The organism is Rhodococcus sp. 06-235-1A (assembly GCF_002258785.1).
GTDB lineage: Bacteria > Actinomycetota > Actinomycetes > Mycobacteriales > Mycobacteriaceae > Rhodococcoides.
This window is the reverse complement of record NZ_NOYI01000012.1, coordinates 269,477-292,944: the sequence shown is the minus strand read 5'-3', so window position 1 is coordinate 292,944 and position 23,468 is coordinate 269,477. Positions and strand designations below refer to the sequence as shown.

General features: G+C 65.3%; 17 protein-coding genes. 8 read left to right on the top strand and 9 right to left on the bottom strand.

Going from position 1 to position 23,468, the window contains the following annotated elements; genetic code table 11:
• Positions 1-111 precede the first annotated feature (111 nt).
• The 4 genes from CH275_RS11805 to CH275_RS11790 all read left to right on the top strand — a co-directional run bounded on the left by CH275_RS11805 (position 112) and on the right by CH275_RS11790 (position 8,240).
• On the top strand, positions 112-2,835 hold the full coding sequence (locus tag CH275_RS11805; protein WP_094678244.1) for a helix-turn-helix transcriptional regulator: 2,724 nt from the start codon (positions 112-114) through the stop codon (positions 2,833-2,835).
• A 65-nt stretch (positions 2,836-2,900) separates the two neighbouring features.
• Positions 2,901-3,476, top strand: coding sequence for an HhH-GPD-type base excision DNA repair protein (locus CH275_RS11800; protein WP_094678242.1), 576 nt, complete (start codon positions 2,901-2,903; stop codon positions 3,474-3,476).
• A 52-nt stretch (positions 3,477-3,528) separates the two neighbouring features.
• Positions 3,529-5,922 (top strand): helicase-associated domain-containing protein, encoded by a 2,394-nt coding sequence (locus CH275_RS11795; protein ID WP_094678240.1) that lies wholly within the window; start codon positions 3,529-3,531, stop codon positions 5,920-5,922.
• Positions 5,923-5,966: 44 nt separating this feature from the next.
• A complete protein-coding gene (locus CH275_RS11790; RefSeq protein ID WP_094678708.1) occupies positions 5,967-8,240 on the top strand; it encodes a DNA polymerase III subunit gamma and tau in 2,274 nt (757 codons plus the stop codon).
• 12 nt (positions 8,241-8,252) lie between these two features.
• Here the strand turns inward: CH275_RS11790 and CH275_RS11785 are convergent, their stop codons facing one another.
• Positions 8,253-8,489, bottom strand: a complete 237-nt coding sequence (locus CH275_RS11785) for a hypothetical protein (protein ID WP_094678238.1) — start codon at positions 8,487-8,489, stop codon at positions 8,253-8,255.
• A gap of 234 nt (positions 8,490-8,723) precedes the next feature.
• On the opposite strand from CH275_RS11785, the gene CH275_RS11780 reads away from it, so the two are divergent.
• Both CH275_RS11780 and CH275_RS11775 read left to right on the top strand, forming a co-directional pair.
• Complete coding sequence (locus CH275_RS11780; protein WP_094678236.1) at positions 8,724-9,935, top strand: acetyl-CoA C-acetyltransferase; 1,212 nt, start codon at positions 8,724-8,726, stop codon at positions 9,933-9,935.
• A 9-nt stretch (positions 9,936-9,944) separates the two neighbouring features.
• Positions 9,945-12,083: a 3-hydroxyacyl-CoA dehydrogenase NAD-binding domain-containing protein gene (locus tag CH275_RS11775; RefSeq protein ID WP_094678234.1), complete on the top strand. Its 2,139-nt coding sequence runs from the start codon at positions 9,945-9,947 to the stop codon at positions 12,081-12,083.
• A 42-nt stretch (positions 12,084-12,125) separates the two neighbouring features.
• On the opposite strand, the gene CH275_RS11770 is transcribed toward CH275_RS11775, so the two are convergent.
• The 5 genes from CH275_RS11770 to fadD5 form a co-directional block, all read right to left on the bottom strand.
• Positions 12,126-12,797 carry a GntR family transcriptional regulator gene (locus CH275_RS11770; protein ID WP_179276112.1) on the bottom strand — a complete coding sequence of 224 codons (672 nt, stop codon included), beginning with the start codon at positions 12,795-12,797 and terminating at the stop codon, positions 12,126-12,128.
• 12 nt (positions 12,798-12,809) lie between these two features.
• Positions 12,810-13,982, bottom strand: a complete 1,173-nt coding sequence (locus CH275_RS11765) for a cation:proton antiporter (protein ID WP_094678232.1) — start codon at positions 13,980-13,982, stop codon at positions 12,810-12,812.
• Between the two features lie 19 nt (positions 13,983-14,001).
• Positions 14,002-14,484 (bottom strand): cation:proton antiporter regulatory subunit, encoded by a 483-nt coding sequence (locus tag CH275_RS11760; RefSeq protein WP_094678230.1) that lies wholly within the window; start codon positions 14,482-14,484, stop codon positions 14,002-14,004.
• 47 nt (positions 14,485-14,531) lie between these two features.
• On the bottom strand, positions 14,532-14,846 hold the full coding sequence (mihF, locus tag CH275_RS11755; RefSeq protein ID WP_008712632.1) for an integration host factor, actinobacterial type: 315 nt from the start codon (positions 14,844-14,846) through the stop codon (positions 14,532-14,534).
• Between the two features lie 220 nt (positions 14,847-15,066).
• The gene (gene fadD5 / locus CH275_RS11750; RefSeq protein ID WP_094678228.1) at positions 15,067-16,641 is read right to left on the bottom strand and encodes a fatty-acid--CoA ligase FadD5; all 1,575 of its coding nucleotides are present in this window, start codon (positions 16,639-16,641) and stop codon (positions 15,067-15,069) included.
• Positions 16,642-16,761: 120 nt separating this feature from the next.
• Here fadD5 and CH275_RS11745 point away from each other — a divergent pair, with 120 nt between their 5' ends.
• Positions 16,762-17,814: an alpha/beta hydrolase gene (locus CH275_RS11745; RefSeq protein ID WP_094678226.1), complete on the top strand. Its 1,053-nt coding sequence runs from the start codon at positions 16,762-16,764 to the stop codon at positions 17,812-17,814.
• Positions 17,815-17,830: 16 nt separating this feature from the next.
• Here CH275_RS11745 and CH275_RS11740 read toward each other — a convergent pair whose 3' ends face one another.
• Together CH275_RS11740 and CH275_RS11735 are read right to left on the bottom strand one after the other, a co-directional pair.
• Positions 17,831-18,745, bottom strand: coding sequence for an oxygenase MpaB family protein (locus tag CH275_RS11740; RefSeq protein WP_094678224.1), 915 nt, complete (start codon positions 18,743-18,745; stop codon positions 17,831-17,833).
• A gap of 2 nt (positions 18,746-18,747) precedes the next feature.
• Entirely contained in the window at positions 18,748-20,265 is a 1,518-nt protein-coding gene (locus tag CH275_RS11735; protein WP_373453705.1) for an aldehyde dehydrogenase family protein, read from the bottom strand.
• Positions 20,266-20,379: 114 nt separating this feature from the next.
• On the opposite strand from CH275_RS11735, the gene CH275_RS11730 reads away from it, so the two are divergent.
• On the top strand, positions 20,380-21,036 hold the full coding sequence (locus CH275_RS11730; RefSeq protein WP_094678220.1) for a GntR family transcriptional regulator: 657 nt from the start codon (positions 20,380-20,382) through the stop codon (positions 21,034-21,036).
• A 25-nt stretch (positions 21,037-21,061) separates the two neighbouring features.
• Here CH275_RS11730 and CH275_RS11725 read toward each other — a convergent pair whose 3' ends face one another.
• Positions 21,062-23,428, bottom strand: coding sequence for an FdhF/YdeP family oxidoreductase (locus CH275_RS11725; RefSeq protein WP_094678218.1), 2,367 nt, complete (start codon positions 23,426-23,428; stop codon positions 21,062-21,064).
• Positions 23,429-23,468 lie beyond the last annotated feature (40 nt).

Genomic DNA, 23,468 nt, shown 5'->3' with positions numbered 1-23,468 from the left:
TCTGGCCGATCATGAACGCCGAGTCGCCGATTCACTGCGATCGTACGACCGCCGAGTGCGCAGCCGCGCACAGAACGACCGCAGGCCACGACCGCGGCGTAGTTTGTTGGCGTGGCTCGCACTCTGATCGGACGAGACGCCGAACTCGCGGCGCTCGAACAGGTCGTCGCCGATGCTGCCCGAGGCATCCCAGCCGCGGTCGTCGTGTCCGGTGACGCCGGTGTCGGCAAAACGCGACTGCTGGCAGAACTGCGGCGCAATGTGGAAGCACGCGGAACTCGGGTACTGGTCGGGCGGTGCTTGGACCTCGGTGAGGTCGGTATTCCGTACCTCGCGTTCACCGAATTGTTCGGTCCACTCCCGCACACCACCCGGACGGAACTGTTCGATGCTGCCCTCGTCGCACTGACTGCAGCCGGGGCCGACCGCCCGGCGCTCCTCATCGTCGAGGACGCGCACTGGGCGGACACCTCCACCCGCGAGCTCATGACATTTCTGCTGTCGAGACTCGCGAAAACCCGTGTGTCCTTGGTGATCTCGTATCGTAGCGACGATCTCCATCGCAAACACCCACTCCGGCAGTCGCTCTCCGAATGGACACGGCTGAGCTACGTCCGTCGAGTCGAGGTGACGCCTCTCGACGTCGAATCGTCCTATCGCCTCCTCGATTCGCTTCCCGCCGCGACGGATGTGACATCCCGTGACGTCATCGTGGAGCGATCGGGCGGCAACCCATTTTTCATCGAAGAACTCGTCTCTGCCGGCCAGCGTTCCGGATCGTCGATTCCGCCGGGCCTCGCCGAGCTCCTGCTGGTCCGGCTCGACGCCTTGTCGCCCGAGGCGAAGTCGGTCGCCGAAACGATGGCGGTGGGTGGCCCCCGCGTCGCGCACGAGGTTCTGGCGGCGGTGACCGGTCTGGACGACGACCGGCTCGAGGACGTGATCCGCGAGATCGTCGACGCCCGGCTCGTGGAGACCACCGACTTCTACTACGTCTTTCGGCACGCGCTCCTGGCCGACGCCATCTACGACGACGTCCTGCCCGGCCGTCGTGCGAGGTTGCACGCTTCTTTCGTCGACACGCTCACCGAACACCGGCATCGTGGCGCCGCCGCGGACCTGGCTCGACACGCAGAATCGGCCCACGATCTGCCGAAGGCGTTCGGAGCCCACGTCGATGCGGGCCGCGAGGCGATGACGCTGGCTGCTCCCGCTGAGGCCATGGCTCACCTCGCCGCCGCACTGGAACTGCGACAGCCGCAATGGGAGCCGACGGAAACGGCACTGGTGTTGGAATACGCGTCGGCGTCGACGACAGCAGGGCAAGACCTGCGGGCGCTCTCGGTCGTCCGTGCCGAACTGGAACGGGGTGGGGATGCGTTGACGATCCCCGAGCGACTCGACTTGCTGCATGCCGAGGCGACATCGGCTCTGGCGATCGAACGAGAGGATTCGGCCCTGGCGGCCGTCGAGCAGGCTTTGACCATCGCGGCCGCGGAGGACTTCGCCCCATGGAGAGTGCACTTGACCGGTCTCGGTGCCCGGATAACCGAGGCGTTGGGCCGGGAAGATCAATCGCGCGCCTGGGCCGAGGAATCCGTACGTATCGCAGAATCCCTCGGTGACCCGGGGCGGTCGGCAGATGCACGAATCACGCTGGCACGCTTGCACAGACGCCACAATGACCCCGCGGCGTCGCGCACACTCCTCATTCGTACCGCCGCACTCGCGCGAGAAAGCGGTGACATCGGGAATCTGCTGCGCAGCAAGTTCAATCTCGGAATGGTCGAATTCGACGACGGTGATTTCGTATCGGCTCAGGAGTCGTTCGAGGAAACAGTCGAGATCGCTCGATCCGCCGGGCGCCAATGGACGCCCTACGGCGTCGGGGCGCGTGTCCAGTTGGCGAACGTTCGGTACTACTCGGGTGATTGGACACTGGCCCTTGCCGACTTGGCTCGGATCGAATCGGCCGCACCACCTTTGGGTTCGGCCGAGCAGCTGTGTGCAGGGTTTCAGATTCGCGCCGCAATGGGGGACGAGGAACTCGCGGCCGACATCGAACGCGTTCGACCCTTCGAGTCTCAGGATGGCATGATCACGATTCTGACGAGCGCCGCTGCTGCCTACACAGCGTTGTGCAACGGGCGGTTCGGCGACGTGATCACCTGCCTCGAAGCCGCTGTCGCGACTGTGGGCGCGCAATGGCACAACCCATGGTTCGGGGGACGCATCAGATTGTCGGTACTGGCGATGGAAGCGGCGCGCCGCGGATCGACGGTGATCGGTGCTCAGGCAGCTCTGGACATCGGATCACGCCTGCACTCCGAGATCGAACGCACAGCGAGTTCCAGCCCGTCCTACGGTTGGGAGTCGACCGCATGGATACGGCGAGGCGAGGCCGAGTGGGGCCACCTGCGTCTCAACTGCGGATACGGGGATGCTGCCTCGGTAGTGGCGGCATGGCGTTCGGCCGTGGACGCCTTCGCAATTCAGCCGTTCGAGCGTGCCCGTGCCCTGCAGTCTCTCTCCGAAGCCCTCGAGGCGGCGGGGGAGCGGTCGGCAGCCGCACACACGGCCGACGAGGCCATCGCGATCTACGACCGACTCGGGGTCACCGTGAGACTCGGCGATGCGCGTCGACCGGCGGGCGCGGACCTGTTGACTCGTCGCGAGTGGGACGTTCTGGAACTCCTCGGCGAGGGATTCACCAACAAGCAGATCGCCGAGCGGCTCGTGATCAGCGTCAAGACCGTCAGCGTGCACGTGTCGAATGTGTTGACCAAACTGGGAGCCCAGAATCGAACGGAAGCAGCGCGCTTCGCGAAAGGATGAACGGGACATTCCGGAGCCTGTCCCACCGGCTACGGATCGACAGCCACCGTGGCAGGATCGAGCCCATGTCTCGCACACTGCACCTCGTCGGCGATCCTGAGGCCGATGCACTGCTCGCCGAGGATCCGTTCGCGCTGTTGATCGGCATGTTGCTCGATCAGCAGGTGCCGATGGAATCTGCGTTCGCAGGCCCGAAGAAGCTCGTCGATCGTCTCGGTGATCTGAAAGTGGATACCGTCGCCGATGCCGATCCGGACGAATTCGCAGCCTTGTGTGCGCAGACCCCGGCCGTTCATCGATTTCCCGGTTCGATGGCCAAGCGAATCCAAGGTCTCGCGGCGTACCTGGTCGAGAACTACGACGGCAAGCCGCAGGAAATCTGGACCCGCGACGATCCCAACGGTGCCGAAGTGCTGAAGCGTCTCAAAGCGCTCCCGGGATACGGCGATCAGAAGGCGCGTATCTTCCTCGCCCTGCTCGGCAAGCAGATGGACGTCACGCCCGACGGGTGGCGGAAGGCTGCCGGAGCGTACGGCGACGACGGCGCGCGTCGATCCATCGCCGACGTCGTGGACGAGAAGTCGCTGCTCGAGGTGCGCGAATTCAAGAAGGCAGCGAAAGCAGCAGCCAAGAACAAGTGAGTCTGTCGGTACTCAGCTGTACCTTCGGCAGCAACATTCACCGGGGGGCGACATGGCAGACGGTATCGAGACGTACGAACAGTGGTTGGCGTCTCTGGACGAGGATGCACTGACCGATCTGGTGCACCGTCGGCCGGATGTGGCCACCGATCCGCCGCCCCGCTCGTTCGGTCTGCTCGCACAACTACTCGGCTCACCCTCGCGGGTGGCGGCACTACCTCGAAAACTCGACCGTGGCTCGCTCGTCCTGCTCGAGTTGTTCGCGCTCATGGGAGATCTCAGCCGAGCCGAGATCGGGCACTGGACGGGCGAGGGGACGTCGAACCGGACGCCGCACATCGACGCTGCGCTGGCGACACTGATGTCGTACGGCCTGATCTGGCCGTACACCGCACTCGGCTCGGGCGCCGTCGAGTACCGTCCTGTCGATCTGTCCGGGGTGTTCTCGTATCCCTTCGGGCTTGCCCGCAGACAGCGAAAGCTGTTCTCCAGGTGCGCAGTCGAGCAGGATCGGGTTGCGCTGCTGTCCCGTCTCGGAGTCGACCCCGCGCTCGATCGGGCCACTCGAGCCGATGGCGTGGCAGCCGCGATGACACCCGAACGAATCCGCGCCCTGTACGACGATGGCCCGGTCGAGATGCGAGAGATGTTGTCTCGCTTCGTCGATGGCAAACCCATGTCGCTGATTTTCGACGTGCCGACGACCGAAGGCGCGGCCGCGTACGAGCGGGGACTGTTGTACCGGCTGGACGGGCATCGCGTCGAGATGCCGTTGGAGGTGAGCATCGCGCTGCGGGGAGACGGGTGGCGATTGCCCATCGAACTCACGCCACCGACCTTCACCGGCCACGAACTTCCGCGCACCGAGTTGCAGCGCGCGCGATCCATCGCACTGCTGCAATTGTGTGAACACACGCAGGCACTGTTGACGGCCATCGACACCGATGGCCTGACCATGATGAAGACCGGTGGCATCAGTGCCAAGGATCTTCGTTCGCTGACCACCCGGGTGGGGTTCGCCGACGAGCACCAGACGGCCCTGATGCTGATGATTGCGCGTGAGGCCGGGCTGCTCGCCGAACGGGGAAAGACCGGCGTCGCACTGACCTCGACCTACGAAACATGGTCGACGAGTTCACGATCCGAGCAGGCGGCAGCGTTAGTCGCCGCATGGTGGTGTGCGCCGTTCACCCCCACCCACCGAGTGCCGCGAGCCTCCCAGAAGACCGCGCCGGTGCTCAAGAAGATGCTCGACGATCCCGCGGCGGCAGACCTACGTGCGACAGCGCTGACGTCACTTCTGCATGACGACGGCACCGACGCCCCGACGAGCGTGCCGTCCGGACCCGAGGAATTCGAGCAGTACCTCGACTGGAACATCCCGGTCGTCTCGACGACCGCCGGGCCCGGTCACGTGCATGCTCTCCTGACCGAAGCCACCCGACTCGGAGTGCTGGCCGACGGCACTCCGACCGATCTGTGCCGCACCCTCGTCGGCTTCCCCGCGGGTCGAGACGGTGATCCGCGCCAGATCGCCCCGGCTCTGGCGGCGCAGCTGCAGGACATGGCGGAGTGGGTGCCGTTCTCGGTGCGTCTACTGCCCGATTCGACGGCTGTGGTCACCGGACCGCCGAGCACCGAGGTGGCGTCGATTCTCGGCGCGGCCGCACAGCCCGAGTCGAGGGAGGTGGCGTCGGTCTGGCGGTTCACCCCGGCGACGATCCGACGCTTCTTCGACACCGGTGGCACCGGGGAGGAGCTGATCGATGCGCTGGCCGAGATGGCAGACACCGACGTCCCCCAAGCTCTGGCCTACACGATCCGAGACTGCTGGCGTACCTTCGGCGCGCTGGCCGTGCGCAGGATCCCCTGCGCCATCGTCTCCGAGGACGTCGTACTGCTGACGAACATCGAGGCCGACGAGGCCCTGGCGGTGCTCGAGTTCACGCGCCTGGCACCGACGGTCCTGATCAGTTCGGCCACCCCCATCGACACCATCGCAGTCCTGCGCAGGCACGGCTATTTCCCGGTGCGACACTCCGACACCGGGCAGCTCGAGCTCGACAGCTCGTCCAGAGCCCGCTCCGAGCCCACCCGGACGCCGCACTCGAGCGTCGGGGCACGACCGCGTCGACGCGAACCACGCGAGCTGGCGCGGCTGCTCCTGGCGGGCGACTCCGGTGTTGTCGACGACGCACGGGTGCGCTCTGCGCTCGACCAACACAGCCGGTTGCTCCCACGGGAACTCGATTTGCTGACCGACGCCGCAGCTCGGGGCACACCCGTCTCGATCGATTACCAGAACTCCAGAGGAGCAATCGTGCGGCACGCGATCTCGGATGCGCTGCAGGACGGCAACTGGCTCCTCGCGCTCTCGGATTCCACCGGTGGCCGGGAAAGCTTCGCGATCATGAACATCAGAGCGGTGTCGGCCGGTTCACGGTGACGCGCGATGCAACAGTGTCGTCGGTCGCCGGTACCCTTTCGGGCGTGGCCCTCTACCGGAAGTACCGTCCCGCGACGTTCGCCGAAGTCGTCGGCCAGGAGCACGTCACCGAGCCGATCAGCGTGGCGTTGGACAGCAACAGAATCAACCACGCCTACCTCTTCTCCGGGCCACGTGGCTGCGGAAAGACCTCCTCGGCGCGCATCCTCGCCCGGTCGCTGAACTGCGCCGAAGGGCCGACATCGACGCCCTGCGGGGTATGCAACTCCTGCGTCGCACTGGCACCCGGCGGACCCGGCAACTTCGACGTCGTCGAGATGGACGCGGCCAGCCACGGTGGCGTCGACGATGCCCGAGATCTGCGAGACAAGGCCGTGTACGCCCCGGCCGAGTCGCGCTACGTCATCTTCATCATCGACGAGGCACACATGGTGACCCCGGCAGGCTTCAACGCGCTGCTCAAGGTCGTCGAGGAACCGCCGGAGCATCTGGTCTTCATCTTCGCGACCACCGAACCCGAGAAGGTGCTCCCCACCATCCGCTCGCGTACCCACCACTACCCGTTCCGGCTGCTCGCGCCGTCGACGATGCGTGGACTGCTCGAGAAGATCTGTGGCCAGGAACAGGTTCCGGTCGAGGACGCGGTCTACCCGTTGGTCATCCGCGCCGGCGGTGGTTCACCCCGTGACTCGCTCAGCGTCATGGACCAGCTGCTGGCCGGAGCCGGGCCAGAGGGCGTCACGTACCCGCGAGCACTGTCACTGCTCGGCGTCACCGACGTCGCACTGATCGACGAAGCCGTCGACGCATTGGCCGCGGGCGACGGCGGCGCACTGTTCGGCACGGTCGACAAGGTGATGGACGCAGGCCACGACCCACGCCGCTTCGCCGTCGACCTCCTCGATCGCCTGCGCGATCTGATTCTGATGAAGGCCGTGCCCGATGCCGGAGAACGCGGTCTGGTCGACGTGCCGGGCGACGTACTCGAGCGATTGCGTGACGAGGCGGATCTGCTCGGTACGGCGACGCTGACCCGATACGCCGAGATCGTGCACTCGGGCCTCGGCGAGATGCGAGGTGCCACCGCGCCGCGTCTGCTACTCGAAGTGATGTGCGCCCGGATGCTGCTGCCCTCCGCCTCCGACGCGGAATCGGCGGTACTGCAGAGACTCGAGCGCGTCGAACGTCGATTGGACGTCACCCTCCCGGCCGGTGAGCAGGCCGCCGTCGCGCAGGCAACCGCAGATCCGACGCGACCGCAGCTGCAACCCGCCGACGAACCCGCGCCGTCGAATCCGGCGCCGGTGAGCAAGTTCCAGCGACCGTCGCAGCGCCCACCGGCCGCAGAGCCGGCAGCTCCTGCACCGGCTCCCGCAGCGCCCGCTCCCGTAGCACCCGCTGCCTCGATCCCGGCACCCGAGCCCGCTCCGACACCCGAGCCGACGCCGGAACCCGCGCCGACCCCGGAACCCGAGCCCGCTCCAGCACCCGAGCCGACCCCGGAACCCGAGCCCGCGCCGACACCTGAGCCCGCTCCGGCATCCCAGCCGACCCCGGAACCTGTTCCTGCGCAACCGGACCCGGTCCCCGCAGCCTCGGTATCGCACGAGGATTTCCCGCCGGAGCCGGAGGACGATTACGGCCCCGAACCGGAACCCGTGTTCGAGTCCGAACCGGAACCTGTCGCAGCTCCTGCTGCGGCTGCGAACGAGCCCGACGCTGCCGCGGTTCGGGCGGTGTGGTCCGAGGTGCGTACGAAGGTACGGGAGCGGAGTCGGACCGTCGAGGTCATGCTCTCCGGTGCGTCGGTGCGCACCGTCGAGAACGGCACCATCACACTCGGGCACGACTCGGCACCGTTGGCCAAGCGGCTGGAGGAACCCCGCAACGCCGATGTCATTCGCGACGCCCTGCGCGATGTGTTCGGTGTCGAGTGGTCGGTGGTGTGTCTGGTCGGGGCGGCGGCCCCACCGGAACAGTCATCGGCAAAAAAAGATGAACCGGCAGCGAAACCCGCGTCGCTGCCGAAGTTCTCGAGGCCGAGCCAGGCAGGGGCTTCCCGTCCCACGTCGGACGGTTTCGGATCAGCGGGCGATGGATCGACCGGTGATGCCGACATTCCGATGCCCGAGGCACCGGATTATCCCGACGAGCCGGAGCCGGTAGGCCCGCCGCCACCGGAGACGCCAGAGGACGAGGAAGAGCTGCTCAAGGCCGCGGCCGAGCCTGCGGATCCGACGGTTCGCCGGGACCCGGAAACGGTGGCGATGGAGCTGTTGGTCAGCGAACTGGGAGCGGTGCCGCTCAAGGAGACCTGACGGACTGTCGAGTCAGCCGACGGTCAGATCGTCGTTGTCGGCGAACACCAGTCGGCCGCTGTCGAGAGCCACAGCCCAACGCCTGGCCACTGCCCATTCTCGCGACGTGGTGTCGGGCGTCTGCACGCCGAAGTCCTCGACGATCTTGCCCGTTTCGTAGGCGTCCTGCCCCGCGTTCTCGTCGGTGCCCGGGGTGTGAATGTGGACTTTGACGCGCGATCCCACGGTCAGTTCGTTGTCGGTTTCCATGGTCGTTCTTCTTCCACGCTCGGTAGATCTGATCTTAGGGAGTGTCCCACGCACAGGTCGTTCAAACCTGCACCGGATCGTCGGGTCATGTACAACGCTCGTTTCGGTCCTTACGCCGGATCTTCTCGCCGCCCTACTGTGGCATGAGCTGAGGTCTGTCATGGCCTCGCACCGACGCGGTCGGCCACCACGGCGACCGCAAGAAGATCGAGTATCTGGAAGGAACTGCGCGCTGTGACTACAGAGGCATTCATTTACGAGGCCATCAGGACTCCCCGAGGCAAGGGAAAGAACGGCTCCCTGCATTCGGTCAAGCCGATTTCCCTGGTGACCGGCCTGATCGACGAGCTTCGTCGACGATTCCCCGACATGGACGAGAACCGGATCTCCGACCTCATTCTCGGAGTGGTCTCACCCGTCGGAGATCAGGGTGCCGACATCGCTCGCACGGCCGTGCTCGCTGCGAAGATGCCCGACACCGTCGGTGGCTTTCAGCTCAACCGCTTCTGCGCGTCCGGCCTCGAAGCGGTCAACCTGGCTGCGCAGAAGGTGCGTTCGGGCTGGGACGAGCTGGTCATCGCCGGCGGCGTCGAGTCGATGTCGCGTGTGCCGATGGCCAGTGACGGCGGCGCGTGGGCCATGGACCCCGCCACCAACTACGACACCTACTTCGCCCCGCAGGGCATCGGTGCCGACTTGATCGCCACCATCGAAGGATTCACCCGCGAGGACGTGGACGCATACGCCGTCCAGTCCCAGGAACGCGCCGCAGCAGCGTGGTCCGGTGGCTACTTCACCAAGTCCGTCGTGCCGGTCACCGACCAGAACGGCCTGCTGATCCTCGACCACGACGAGCACATGCGTCCGGGCAGCACTGTCGAATCGCTCGGCAAGCTGAACCCGGCCTTCACCGGAATCGCGGCCATGGGCGGGTTCGACGACGTCGCGCTGCAGAAGTACCACTGGATCGAGAAGATCGAGCACGTCCACACCGGCGGCAACAGCTCAGGCATCGTCGACGGCGCGGCCCTCGTCCTGGTCGGTAGCGAGCAGGTGGGCAAAGACCTGAACCTGGTTCCGCGGGCGCGCATCGTCGCGACCGCGACCAGCGGTGCCGATACGACGATCATGCTCACCGGGCCGACCCCGGCGTCGAAGAAGGTGCTCGCGGCGGCGGGCCTGACCGTCGACGACATCGATCTCTTCGAGCTCAACGAGGCGTTCGCCTCCGTCGTGCTGCGTTTCCAGAAGGATCTGAAGATCCCGAACGAGAAGCTGAACGTCAACGGTGGCGCGATCGCCATGGGTCACCCGCTCGGCGCTACCGGCGCGATGATCACCGGCACCGTGCTCGACGAGCTCGAGCGCCGCGGCGGCCGGTACGCCCTGATCACCCTGTGCATCGGCGGCGGCATGGGCGTCGCCACCATCATCGAGCGAGTCTGAGGTATTACGATGTCTGACAACATGATTCAGTGGGACCAGGACGCCGACGGCATCGTCGTGCTCACGATGGACGACCCCAACCAGGGCGCCAACACGATGAACCAGCTGTACAAGGACTCGATGGGCGCGACGGTCGACCGCCTCGAGGCCGAGGTGGACAGCATCACCGGTGTCGTGATCACGTCCGCCAAGAAGACGTTCTTCGCCGGCGGCGATCTGCACACTCTCATCTCCGCCAAGCCTGAGGACGCACAGCGGGTGTTCGACGAGGTCCAGGAAGTCAAGGCTCAGCTGCGCCGTATCGAGAAGCTCGGCAAGCCGGTCGTGTCCGCCATCAACGGTGCAGCACTCGGCGGCGGACTCGAGATCGCACTGGCGACGCACCACCGCATCGCGGCCAACGTCTCCGGCGTGCAGATCGGTTTGCCCGAGGTTTCGCTCGGACTGCTCCCCGGCGGCGGCGGTGTCACTCGTGTGACGCGACTGCTCGGCATCCAGACCGCCTTCATGTCCGTCCTCGCGCAGGGCACCCGGTTCCGTCCGGAGAAGGCTCTCGAGATCGGCTTGATCCACGAATTGGTCGGCAGCATCGAGGAATTGGTGCCTACCGCCAAGGCCTGGATCAAGGCCAACCCCGAGGGTGGCGTCGCACCGTGGGATGTCAAGGGCTACAAGATTCCCGGCGGCACGCCCTCGAATCCGAAGCTCGCCCAGATCCTGCCTGCTTTCCCGTCCAACCTGCGCAAGCAGATCAAGGGTGCCCCGATGCCGGCTCCGCGCGCAATTCTCGCGGCGGCTGTCGAAGGTGCGCAGGTCGATTTCGACAATGCGTCCACCATCGAGTCGCGGTACTTCACCGAGCTGGTCACCGGCTTGGTGTCCAAGAACATGATTCAGGCGTTCTTCTTCGACCTGCAGGCGATCAATGCCGGCAAGTCTCGCCCCGACGGCATCGAGAAGACCACCTTCACCAAGGTCGCGGTTCTCGGCGCGGGCATGATGGGCGCAGGTATCGCCTACGTGTGTGCGAAGGCCGGAATCGACGTGGTGCTCAAGGACGTTGCCCTCGAGTCGGCGCAGAAGGGCAAGGCGTACTCCGAGGCCATCGAGGCCAAGGCGCTCTCGCGGGGCAAGACCACCCAGGAGAAGTCCGACGCTCTGCTCGCGCGTATCCACCCGACCGCCGATGCCAAGGACGTCGAAGGCGCTGACCTCGTCATCGAGGCCGTCTTCGAGTCGGAAGAGTTGAAGCAGAAGGTGTTCCAGGAGATCGAGGACCTCGTGGATCCGACGGCGCTGCTCGGTTCCAACACCTCGACGCTGCCCATCACGAGCTTGGCTCAGGGCATCAAGCGTCAGGAAGACTTCATCGGAATCCACTTCTTCTCACCCGTCGACAAGATGCCGCTGGTGGAGATCATCCGTGGCGAGAAGACGTCGGATGCGGCCTTGGCCAAGGCATTCGACCTGGTGCAGATCATCAAGAAGACCCCGATCGTCGTCAACGACAGCCGCGGCTTTTTCACCTCTCGCGTCATCGGCACGTTCATCAACGAGGCCATCGCGATGCTGGGCGAGGGCGTCGAGCCGTCGACTATCGAGCAGGCCGGTCTGCAGGCCGGTTACCCGGCTGCGCCGCTGCAGCTTTCGGACGAGTTGACGCTCAACCTGATGCAGAAGATCCGCAAGGAAACCTACGACGCCATCAAGGCCGCAGGCGGAACTCCGCCCGAGGACCCGGCCGGCGAGGTCATCGACAAGATGGTCGACGAGTTCGAGCGTCCGTCGAAGGCCAAGGGTGCGGGCTTCTACGAGTACGAGGACGGCAAGCGCGCCGGCCTGTGGCCCGGACTGCGTGATGCGTTCAAGTCGGGTTCGGCGGACATCCCGTTCGAGGACCTCAAGGAGCGCATGCTGTTCATCGAGGCCATCGAGACGCAGAAGTGCTTCGACGAGGGTGTGCTGAACTCCACCGCCGACGCCAACATCGGCTCGATCTTCGGCATCGGCTACCCGGCCTGGACCGGTGGCGTGCACCAGTACGTCGTCGGCTACCCGGGTGGACAGGCCGGATTCGTCACTCGTGCAGACGAATTGGCGAAGAAGTACGGAGATCGCTTCCAGGTGCCTGCGTCGCTGCGCTCCTGACCCGTCGTGCGCGTTTTGCGTAGCTCCAGCTACGCAAAACGCTCACGAGGGCGAAGCCCGATGGGCGATCAACCTCTCGGCGCCGTCTGTGAATTGTTGCTTCATCAATTCGCAGGCGGCGTCGATGTCGTTTCGAACGAGCGCCTCGATGAGTTCCTCGTGGTTGCGGACCGCCGCCCGTCCCCACTCGCGATCGGTGGCGTACAGGCGGGTGGGGGTGTAGCGGGTGGCGTTGTTGAGAAACCACGCCAACTTCGCGGATTCGGCGACGCGGTTGAGGACGCGATGGAACTCGAACTCGCAGTTCTCCACGTCCTCGGGCTTACCGTTCTCGACTGCCGTCGACAGATCCGCGGTGAGTTCGGCGAGCTGGTCCAGCTCGGTCTCGGTGATCCTCGGTGCCGCGCGGCGCACCAGCTCGACGGCGATCCGTCCCTGCAACCAGAAGATGTCGACGATGTCGTTCGGCGTCAGCGGCGACACCACGTACCCGCGATGCGGAACCAGTTCGACGATGCCCTCACCCCGCAACGTCAGCAGAGCTTCGCGGACGGGGGTGACGCTCACCCCTAGTTCGGCGGCGGTTTCGTCCAGTCGAATGAAGTCCCCGGGACTCACTTCACCGGACATGACGAGATGCCGAACGTGGCTGGCGACCTCCTCCGACAGCTGCGGCCGCCGTCTCAGGGCCGTCCCTTGCCGTTTCTCCGCCATCCCGAAAGCCAATCACACCGCGGGCTTGGTGCGGAGTACTACGCGTGCGACCGGTTCGACGACGCGGGCAGCGATGGGGCCCAGGACGGCCATCAGCAGCACGTAGGCCGTCGCCAGAGCCGCGAGTTCACCCTCCACCGCGCCTGCGGCCACCGCCAGCCCGGCGATGACGATCGAGAACTCACCGCGCGCCACCAATGCCGCACCGGTGCGAAGTCGGCCCGGTCGCCCTATTCCCTGACGGCCGGCCGCCCACCAGCCCGTTGCGATCTTCGTGGCCGCGGTGGTGACAGCGAGGACGACGGCCCAGCCGAGCACCGGTGGGATGGTCGCGGGGTCGGTGGCGAGCCCGAACACCACGAAGAACATCGCGGCGAACAGATCGCGCAGTGGTTCGAGGACACGGGTGGCGTTGTCGGCCGTCGACCCGGAGATCGCGATGCCGAGCAGAAACGCGCCGACGGCGGCCGAGACCTGCAGTTCCGACGCGATGCCCGCTACCAGCAGGGCCGATCCGAGGACCTTGAGGAGCACCACCTCACGGTCGGGACTGTCGACGATCGCGGAGACGAACCTGCCGTACCGCAGCGCGACAACCAGCACGAACGTGATGACGAACAGGGAGATTCCGAGTGCTTCGAGTCCGCCGAGGAAGCTCACCCCGCTCAGCACCGCGGTCAGAATCGGCAGGTAGATGGCCATCGCGAGGTCCTCGAACACCAGGATGGAGAGCACGACGGGAGTTTCGCGGTTGCCCAGTCGACCCAGATCGGTGAGGACCTTGGCGATGATTCCCGAGGACGAGATGTACGTGACGCCGCCCATCACCAGGGCCCCGACTCCGCCCCAGCCGAGCAGCAGTGCGACCACGGCACCCGGGGCGAAGTTCAGCACGATGTCGACCAGGCCTGCCATCCAGGATCGGCGCAGTCCGGTGACGAGTTCGGTGGCGGTGTATTCGAGTCCGAGCAGAAGCAGCAACAGGATGACGCCGATTTCGCTGGCGATCTCACTGAACTCGTCGATACCACCGAGGTTGATGATGCCGCCGTTGCCGAACGCCAGTCCGCCGAGCAGGTAGAACGGAATGGGGGAGACGCCGACTCTACCGGCGAGACGAGCGAGAAGTCCGAGAACGAAGAACACTGCGCCCAGCTCGGTAAGGGCAAGTGCGCTCTCGGCCACGGCTCAGCCCCGACTGATCTCAGGCATTGCCGAGCAACTTGGCTGCTGCGTCCAGTCCCTCCGCAGTACCGACGGCGACCAGCAGGTCTCCTGCGGCGAGCGTGAAGTCGGGGGTGGGGGACGGTTGTACCTGGCCGGCGCGCATGACAGCGACGACGGATACTCCGGTCCTGGTGCGCATGGTGGTGTCGCCGAGTGTGCGGCTGACGAACCGTGAATTCGCGCGAATGGGAAGTTGGCGAGTGTTGATCCCGGGGAGATCGCGGTGCTCTTCCCCGAGTTGAGCGATGAGTTGCGGCGACCCGAGCAGATTGCCCAGGGCCGCCGCTTCCTCATTGCTCAGCGTGATCGACGCCTGCGTCGCATCGGGGTCGTCCTTGCGCGAGACGATCAACTCGTTCGCGCCGTCCTTGCGGGTGATGACGCCTATGCGGCGCCCGGAAGCGAGGGCGAAATCTTTCCGCACCCCGATTCCCGGCAGCAGGGTCACTTCGACGTTCATGGTCGAAATGCTAGCCCTGCAGGTAACGCGTTATCGCAAGTTGTGAATCAGGATGCGACGGCAGCCAGCAGGGCTTCGCGCTGGTTTGCACCGAGGCCACCGATACGGCGGGTATCGGCGATGGACAGCTGCTCGAGCAGCTGTGCGGCGCGCACGGAACCAACACCCGGCAGGGCCTTGATCAGGGCGGACACCTTGGTCTTCTTCACGATCTCGTCGTTCTCCGCCTTGGCGAGAACGTCAGCGACGCTGAGTTCGCCGGACTTGACGGATGCGAGCAGCTTCGACCGCGCAGTGCGTGCCTCGGCCGCCTTGGCCAGCGCCGCGGTGCGCTGTTCCGGTGTCAATACTGGTAAAGCCATGGCCTGTTCTCCTCGATTGTGGTGACCCGTCGCTCGTTGACAGGTCTCGACCCTCTTGCATCGTGCCTGGTGGCTCTTCCAATCTAACCGAACAACACGGCTGTCATTTCGGTCGAGCCACCGAACCTTCCCAGCCAGGCTACGTCCTATCCGATTCGCGGTGTGCCCCGACCAGCACTTCGGCCATCCGAGGCCCGCCGTATCGGGCATGTTCGAAGGTTCAGGCAGGCGCAGGCGCGTAGGACTTCCTGAGGGCGACCTTGAGTACTTTGCCGCTCGCGTTGCGGGGGAGTGCGTCGACGACAACCAGTTCCTTGGGGTGCTTGAACGGCGCGAGATGGTCGCCGAGCCAGGTGGTCAATTCGTCGAGGGTGAGATCGGATGCGGCGTCGGATTCGTGCAGGGCGACCACCGCGACGGGTACCTCGCCCCATCGATCGTCGGGTCGGCCGACGACCGCGGCTTCGCGAATACGAGGGTGTGCGAACAGCACGTTCTCTACCTCGGCGCAGTAGATGTTCTCGCCGCCGGAGATGATCATGTCCTTCTTCCGGTCGACGACGAAGACGAAACCTTCCTCGTCCTGACGTACGAGGTCGCCGGAATGGAACCAGCCGCCGTGGAAAGCGTCGGCCGTCGCGTCCGGGTTCTCCCAGTAGTCGCGCATCGTTGTCGGTCCCCGATAGACGATTTCGCCGATCTCGCCCGGGGCGACGTCGTTCATCTCGTCGTCGACGACCCGTGCTGCGACGGTCGGGATGACGCGGCCGACCGAGCCGATCTTGCGGAGCGCGTCGCCTCCGTCGAGTACGCAGGTGATGGGCGACATCTCGGTCTGTCCGAACACCGCCACGTTCAGCGCATCGGGGAAGGTTTCCGACATCGCACGCAGGACTGTGTCGGACGCCGGTGCAGCGCCCCAGGAAATGACCCGCAGCGCAAGCTTTCTGGGGCTACGTGCCTGTTCGGCGCACATGGCCTGCCATTGCACCGGGACGAGGAACAGGCTGGTGACTCCTTCGGCGGCCAGAACGTCGAGCAGCGCTCCCGGATCGAAGGCACCGACAGGGTGCACGACGGTGGGAATGCCGAGCAGCAGGCTCGGTGCCAGGCTGCCGAGTGCAGCGATGTGGAACATCGGTGAGGCGCAGAAGCCGATCTCGTCGGTGGCGTTCATCTGCAGCGCCCTGATGCAGGTGAGCGCTTGGGCCTGCATGTTGGCGTGAGTGAGCACTGCACCTTTCGGCCTGCCGGTGGTTCCCGAGGTGTACATGATCAGTGCCGGGGCGTCGTCGGGGACGTCGACGATGTCCGCAGGCTCGCTGCCCGAGAGCAGGGTTTCGTACGACTCCCCGACGGTGATGGTGGCGTTCAGCGAATCACTCTGTGCCACCACTACTTCTGCCAGAGGTTCGAGTGTCTCGTCGGTGATCACCACAGTGGACCCACTGTTCTGCGCGAGAAAAGCCACCTCCGGTGCAGTCATGCGGAAATTCACCGGGACGGCCAATGCGCCGAGTGCATTGATCGCCAGCACCGCCTCGAGATACTCGGGTCGGTTGAGCATGAGAATCAGCACGCGGTCACCGAATCCGACGCCGCGACGGGCGAGTACACCGGCGAACCGCGACACTCTGTCGTCGAGTTCGTGCCAGCTGATGGATCGCCCCTGGAATCGAAGCGCCACCGCCGCAGGCTGCATCAGGGCGTGCCGTCGAACCTGATTGTTCCAATTGTTCCGGCGCGCGAGGTGAGGTTGCTCGGTGTACTCGGCAACGCCGGATCGTTCGCTCATGGACTGCTCCAATGTTCCTGTCGATCATGGTGAAATGTGATGCAGCTTACAGTGATCGCCCGTCGTGCATCGGTAGTCGCGCAGTGTCGGAACGGGCGGTCGGATTGTTACCCTGGCTGCATGCTGCGCACAGGAAAACTGTTGGCCGTACTGGCCGCGTCGATGCTCCTTCTCGTCGGCGCGGGTACCGCTGCCGCTGCTCCTATCAATGTCCCGTGGTCGCCGGACGACGCGCTCGACGCCGAAGTGAGCTTCGAGTCCGATGGCATCACCTTCTACGGCAGCCTTCGCATGCCCGTCGGCGAAACCCGCGGCATCGCATTGGTGCTGCCGGGCAGCGGGCCGACCGACCGCAACGGAAATTCGGGTGATCTGCAGCTGAATACCACCGCATACGTTGCCGACGAACTGTCCCGACGCGGCATTGCGAGCCTGCGATTCGACAAGCTCGGTAGCGGTCGTACCGGACTGGCCGGTGTGGATCCCAACAGCCCTCCCGGCTTCGACGCGCAGGTCGACAATGCTGCGGACGCCCTGGCATTCCTGCAGCAGCGGACCGGTGTCGGGGCGGATCGCACGACGGTGATCGGGCACAGCGAGGGTGCACTGACGGCGCTGCGTCTGGCCGATGCCGACAGTGCGGCGTTCGCCCATATCGGCCTGCTCGAGCCGTTGTCGATCCGCTACCTCGACCTGCTGACCGCGCAGGTCGATCGCAATATCGGCGAAGCAGAGGCAGCGGGCCAGTTCACCGAGGAGCAGGCCGCCACGTCCCGGGATCGCTTCGCCCAGACCGTCGCCGATATTCGCGCGGGACGGGAGTTGTCCGCCGAGCCCGACCCGATCGTCGACGGTCTGGGACTGCGGCAGAACGCCACCTTCCTGCGCGAAGCCGATGCAACGGACCCGGCCAATCTGGCTGCCGCACTGCCGGACTCGTACTCCTCGTTCCTGACCTGCTCGGACAAGGACCTCAACGTCTCCTGCGGCCAGGTCGAGAACGTGCGAGTCGCCCTGGGGCACACCGATCTCGACTTCGCGCACTTCGCCAACAGCTCGCACATGTTGGGCGAGCTCGGTCCGCTGCCCGCGGATCCGAACACCGCTCTTGCGCCGCTTCCGCTCTCGTCGGAATTTCGCGATGCGTTCGGCAGGTGGGTGGACGGACTCTGACTCGTCGAGTGCGCAGTTACGCCGAGATTTCCGGCGCTCTCCCTGGACAACTGCGAACTCGCGGTGAGGCCAGCGCGCCCAGATCGCTCGGTCGGTAGCCGACGGGATATCCGGGATAGGTCTTGTTGGTCGCGTCGGCGGTGGCCCGCGACCGTGTCCGCTTGGGGAAGAACCGCTCGACCCGGGCCCTGGTGCGCAGAGCCCGCACGGCCACCCGCTCGACCATCGGTGAGCCTGCGGGGAAGCCGAAGGCACCGGCCATCCGGGCGTCCAACAGCGCGAACACTGCCTGCTTGACGGCGGGGGTCAGCGCAGCGGGATACCAGGAGCAGTACAGATCGAGGGTGTACGTGCCGATCCGACGGTTGTCTTCGGTGAACCGGAACGTCCGCTCCTCGTAGTCGAGCTTGAACCGCGCGAACTCGGTGTACGACCGAGGAATGTGCTTGATGCCCATTCGTTTTCCCACCTCGCAGTAGAAGTGGAAGATGGCCAGCCGTTCCTTGGGGTGCAGCCGCCGCCACCCGTACGTGTCGATCCACTCGATGGGCTCGTAGATGAACGTCGTGAGTACGTACAGCATGTCGTCGTTCGAGATGTCGAATTGCGCGTGCATCCGATTGACCATGCGCAGCGATTCGCGGCCACGCTCGGAGTCGTAGCCGTGCTCGAGCATCTCGGCCATCAGCAATGCGGTGTCGTCGTAGCGCTTCTGGGGACGCTTCTCGAACTCGCCGGTTCGCGCGAGCAACTCCGAGATGCTCGGCACGCAGTACGTACGGAACAAAGCGAATTCGAGAGCACGCTGGTAGTCCCACGGGAACTCGTACCCGGCGGTGATGCGGTGAATCGTATGACAGTCCCGCTCCGGGTCGAGTTCCTCGATGCGCCGGAGCCAGCCGAATCGCCCCTTCTTCGGCGTGACGTCCATGATCAGCCCCGTCCGTGCCGCAGTTTCAGTGCCAGAACCGAGAGCTTCATGTTTCGTGCCTTGCGCTTCATGGTCAACAGGTTCACCGGAGCTGCAAAGCTCTGCACCGTCATCGACTTGACGGTGCTGAATTCACGAAGGCCGTCGGCCCCATGGATCCGGCCGAAGCCCGAATCGCCTGTGCCGCCGAACGGTAGCGCCGGAACCCCGGCGAAGCCGAGAACCGAATTGACCGTCACCACACCGCAATCGAGCTTCTCTGCGGCGCGCCTGCCGACAACGCCGTCCTTGGTGAACACCGACGCGCCGAGTCCGTACTTGGACGCATTGGCTCGCTCGATGGCCTCGTCGAGATCGCGTACCTTGTTGACCACGACGGTCGGGCCGAAGGTCTCCTCGGTGATGGCCGTGGAGTCCTCGGGCACCTCGGTGAGGATCACCGGGTCGATGTACGGTCCGTGCAGCGAATCGAGCCCGCCGACAACAGCTTTGCCGCCCTTGGCCAAGGCGTCCTCGATCTGACCTCGGACGATCTCGCTCTGCTTGCCCAGGGTCATCGGACCGTAGGACGAGGTTCCGACGCCACCGGGCTTCAGTGCCCGCACCGCGGCGGTGAACTCGGAGACGAACCTGTCGTACACCGGCTCCGCGACGTAGATGCGTTCGACACCGGCGCACGTCTGCCCGGCGTTGCCCATCGCCCCGAACGTCGCGAATTCCACTGCGGCAGCGATGTCCGCATCCGCGTCGACGAGCATCGCGTCCTTGCCGCCGCACTCGGCGACCAGCGGTGTCAGTGACGTTGCGCAGGTGGCCATGACCTTCTTGGCCGTGGCGGTGGAGCCGGTGAACGCGATCTTGTCGACGCCGGATTCGACCAAGGCCGTGCCGGTGGAACCGTCGCCGGTCACGGTCTGGAACACGGGGTGCGGTGCGGCGAGCGATGCCCACTTCTCGGCCAGCCACACCCCGACGCCCGGGGTGAGTTCGCTGGGTTTGAACACGACGGTGTTGCCGGCCGCGAGGGCGTACGCGATCGACCCCATCGGGGTGTAGAGCGGGTAGTTCCAGGGGCCGATGACTCCGACGACGCCGAAGGGGCGGTATCCGACGTAGGCCTTCTGGTTCACGGCCAGTAGTCCCGATCCGACCTTGCGCTGCCGCAGAATCTTCTCGGCGTTGCGGGCCGCCCAGTCGATGTGTTCGACGCCGAGCATGACCTCGAGCAGGGAGTCCTCGTCGGGTTTGCCGGTTTCGGCGGCGATGACGGCGGCGAGGCTCGTGGCGTCGCGGGCGATGGCGGACTTGAATTCCAGCAGCCACCGCTTTCGCCCGGCAAAGCCCTGCACGTCCCACCATCGCGCGGCCGACCGGGCGCGAGCGACGGCGGCGTCGACCTCTGCGGTGCCCGCGATCGGATACGTGGCGAGTGCGACACCTGTTCTTGGGTCGAGGCTTTCGAAGGTGCTCTCGTTCGTTCGTTCGATCTGGTCCGTCACGGGTTCTATCCTCCAGCAGATCGCATCACATATATTTGATGTGATTCAATGTTGTCCAGGACACACTATGCGTCACCTTCGGTTGCTACAACCCCCGTCGCCCCGCTGTGTGGGAGCAAGTGCAGGAGTAGATCCATGAGCATCGATCTCACCCGAACTGCGTCGTCGACGCGCCGGATTCCGCGTCGGCCACAGCTGTCCGAGGACGTCGCCGGGAGCATCCGCCAACAGATCGTCACGGGTGCATTGCAACCCGGCTCCTTCGTACGGATCGACGAGACCGCGGTGGCGTTGGGCGTCAGTGCCACCCCGGTGCGCGAGGCGCTCGTCGCATTGCGCGGTGAGGGACTGGTCGAGCAGGTACCTCATCGCGGCTACCGCGTGAACGAGTTGTCGGCGCAGGACGTGGACGACATCTTCTGGCTGCAGGGCATTATCGCGGGCACACTCGCCGGCCGTGCAGCCGGCGTGGTCGACGACGAACATCTGGAACAGCTGACCGCGCTGAACGACGGTCTACGCGACGCCGTGGCCCGCGCCGACACCGAATCGGTGGAGTACTACGAATTCGAGTTCCATCGCTTGGTCAACAAAATTGCCGGGGGCATGAAACTGGCGTGGTTCCTGCTCGGCGCGGTCAAGTACACACCGCGGTTGTACGCCACCGACGCGCGTTGGGGTGCCGACGCGGTGCGCAGCCACGAGCAGTTGATCGAGGCCTTCGGGCGGCGCGACGTCGAGGCGGCGACCGACGTGATGCGCCGCCAGTTCCGGAAGTGGGACATTCGCTGAAACGACCCACTTCCGGAAGAACCGGTCAGCTCAAGTGGTGCGGCTGAGGGTGCGACTTGTGCCCCTCGTCCGATCCCTCGTTGTCCTGATGACCGTTGACCGTGCCCTGCACACCCGTTCCCGCCGGAACCATCGAGATGATCACCGACTTCGAAGTGGGGCAATTGCTCTGCAGCGCAGTCGAATCCAGCGGAATCAGCGGATTGGTCTCGGGGTAGTACGCGGCAGCCGAACCACGCGGGGTGTCGTACTCGACGATGCGGAACGACGGTGCGCTTCGCTCCACGTCGTCGTCGTCCCACTTGGTGACGAGGTCGACCATATCGCCGTTGCGGAAACCGAGAGACGAGATGTCCTCCCGGTGCACGAAGATGACGCGTCGGCCGTTCTCGATGCCGCGGTACCGATCGCTGAGGCCGTAGATCGTGGTGTTGAACTGATCGTGGCTGCGCAGCGTCTGCAGGATCAGGTGGCCCGGCGGAACCTGCAGGACGTCGATCGGTGAGACCGCGAATTCACCCCGACCGCTCTTCGTCTCGAAGGTCCGGCTGTCGCGCGGCGGGTGGGGAAGGACGAAACCGCCGGGGCGTCGGACATTGACCTCGTAGCCCTCGCATCCGGCGACCACTCGGGAGATGTGCTTGCGAATGTTGCGGTAGTCGTCGCGGAAACCCTTCCAATCGAGACCATAGCGATCCCCGAGTGTGGCTTCGGCGATTCCGCTGACGATCGCGACCTCGGAACGAAGGAACTCACTCGCGGGCTTGAGCGGTCCGCGAGAGGAGTGCACCGAGCAGGTGGAGTCCTCGACCGAAATCCATTGCTCACCACTGGCTTGCACGTCCTTCTCGGTGCGGCCCAGGGTCGGCAGGATCAGTGCGGTGTCGCCGCACACCAGGTGCGAGCGGTTGATCTTGGTGGAGATTTGCACCGTCATCCGCATCGACCGAAGGGCCAGGAAGGTGATGTCGCTGTCCGGGGTGGCCTGGACGAAGTTGCCGCCGAGGCCGAGGAAGAAGTGCGCCTTGCCATCGCGCATGGCGCGAATGGAATCGACGGTGTCCAAGCCGTTCTCTCGCGGTGGCTCGAAGTCGAACTCCGCCGCCATCGCGTCGAGGAAGGCCACCGGTGGGCGTTCCCAGATGCCCATCGTGCGATCGCCCTGCACGTTGGAGTGCCCGCGGACCGGCAGCAGTCCGGCACCGGCTTTGCCGATGTTGCCCTGTGCAAACGCGAGATTGGTGACTTCCTTGATGGTCGCGACGGCGTTGCGGTGCTGCGTCAGGCCCATGGCCCAGCAGAAGACGGTGGCCTTGGAGTCGCGGAGCATCTCGGCGGCCTCGGTGATCTGCGCTACCGACAGTCCGGTCACCTCGGTGACGAGATCCCAGTCCACCTCGGCGACGTGCGCCTTCCATGCGTCGAAGCCGACGGTGTAGTTGTCGAGGAACTCATGATCGAGTGCGTCCCATTTCACCAGCAGCGAGCCGATGGCCTGGAACAGCGCGAGATCGCCGTTGAGCTTGATCGGCAGGTGCAGATCCGACAGGTCAGTTCCCGGTCCCACCATGCCGCGCGGAGTCTGTGGGTTCTTGAAGTTCAGCAGACCCGCTTCGCGAAGAGGGTTGATGGACAGAATCTTTGCGCCGTTCTGCTTCGCCAGCTCGAGGGCCGAGAGCATACGGGGGTGATTGGTGCCGGGATTTTGGCCGGCCAGAATGATCAGTTCGGCAGTGTGAACGTCGTCGAGCGTGACGCTGGCCTTGCCGATGCCGATGGATTCCTGCAGAGCGATGGACGTCGACTCGTGACACATGTTGGAGCAGTCGGGCATGTTGTTGGTGCCGAACGCCCGGGCGAAGAGTTGGTAGGTGAACGCGGACTCGTTGGAGGCGCGGCCCGAGGTGTAGAAGATCGCCTCGTCGGGGCTGGCTAGTGACTTCAGTTCGTCACCGATCAAGCGGAAGGCGTCGTCCCACTCGATCGGCTCGTAGTGGGTGCCGCCGGGGAGCTTGATCATCGGGTGGGTGATGCGGCCCTGCTGGCCGAGCCAGTGCTCGGTGTGCGAGTCCAGCTCGGCAATGCTGTGCTGCGCGAAGAACTCCGGGGTTGCCCGCGTCGTCGTCGCTTCCTCCGCAACGGCCTTCGCGCCGTTCTCGCAGAATTCCGCCGCGTGCCGGTGACCCGGATCGGGGTCGGGCCAGGCGCAGCTCATGCAGTCGAAACCCTCGGCCTGGTTGAGCTTGAGCAGCGTCTGCGCGGTGCGCACCGGGCCCATGTGGCCCAGTGCTCGCTTCATCGACACCGCGACTGCGGTGGCACCTGCCGCATGGGTCTTCGGCTTCTCGATGTCGAGCTCGGCCTCGTCGACGTCGCTGTCGGTGCGTCTCATGCGGGTCCCTTCGTTGCGTTACCCCCGCAGTCGACCATAG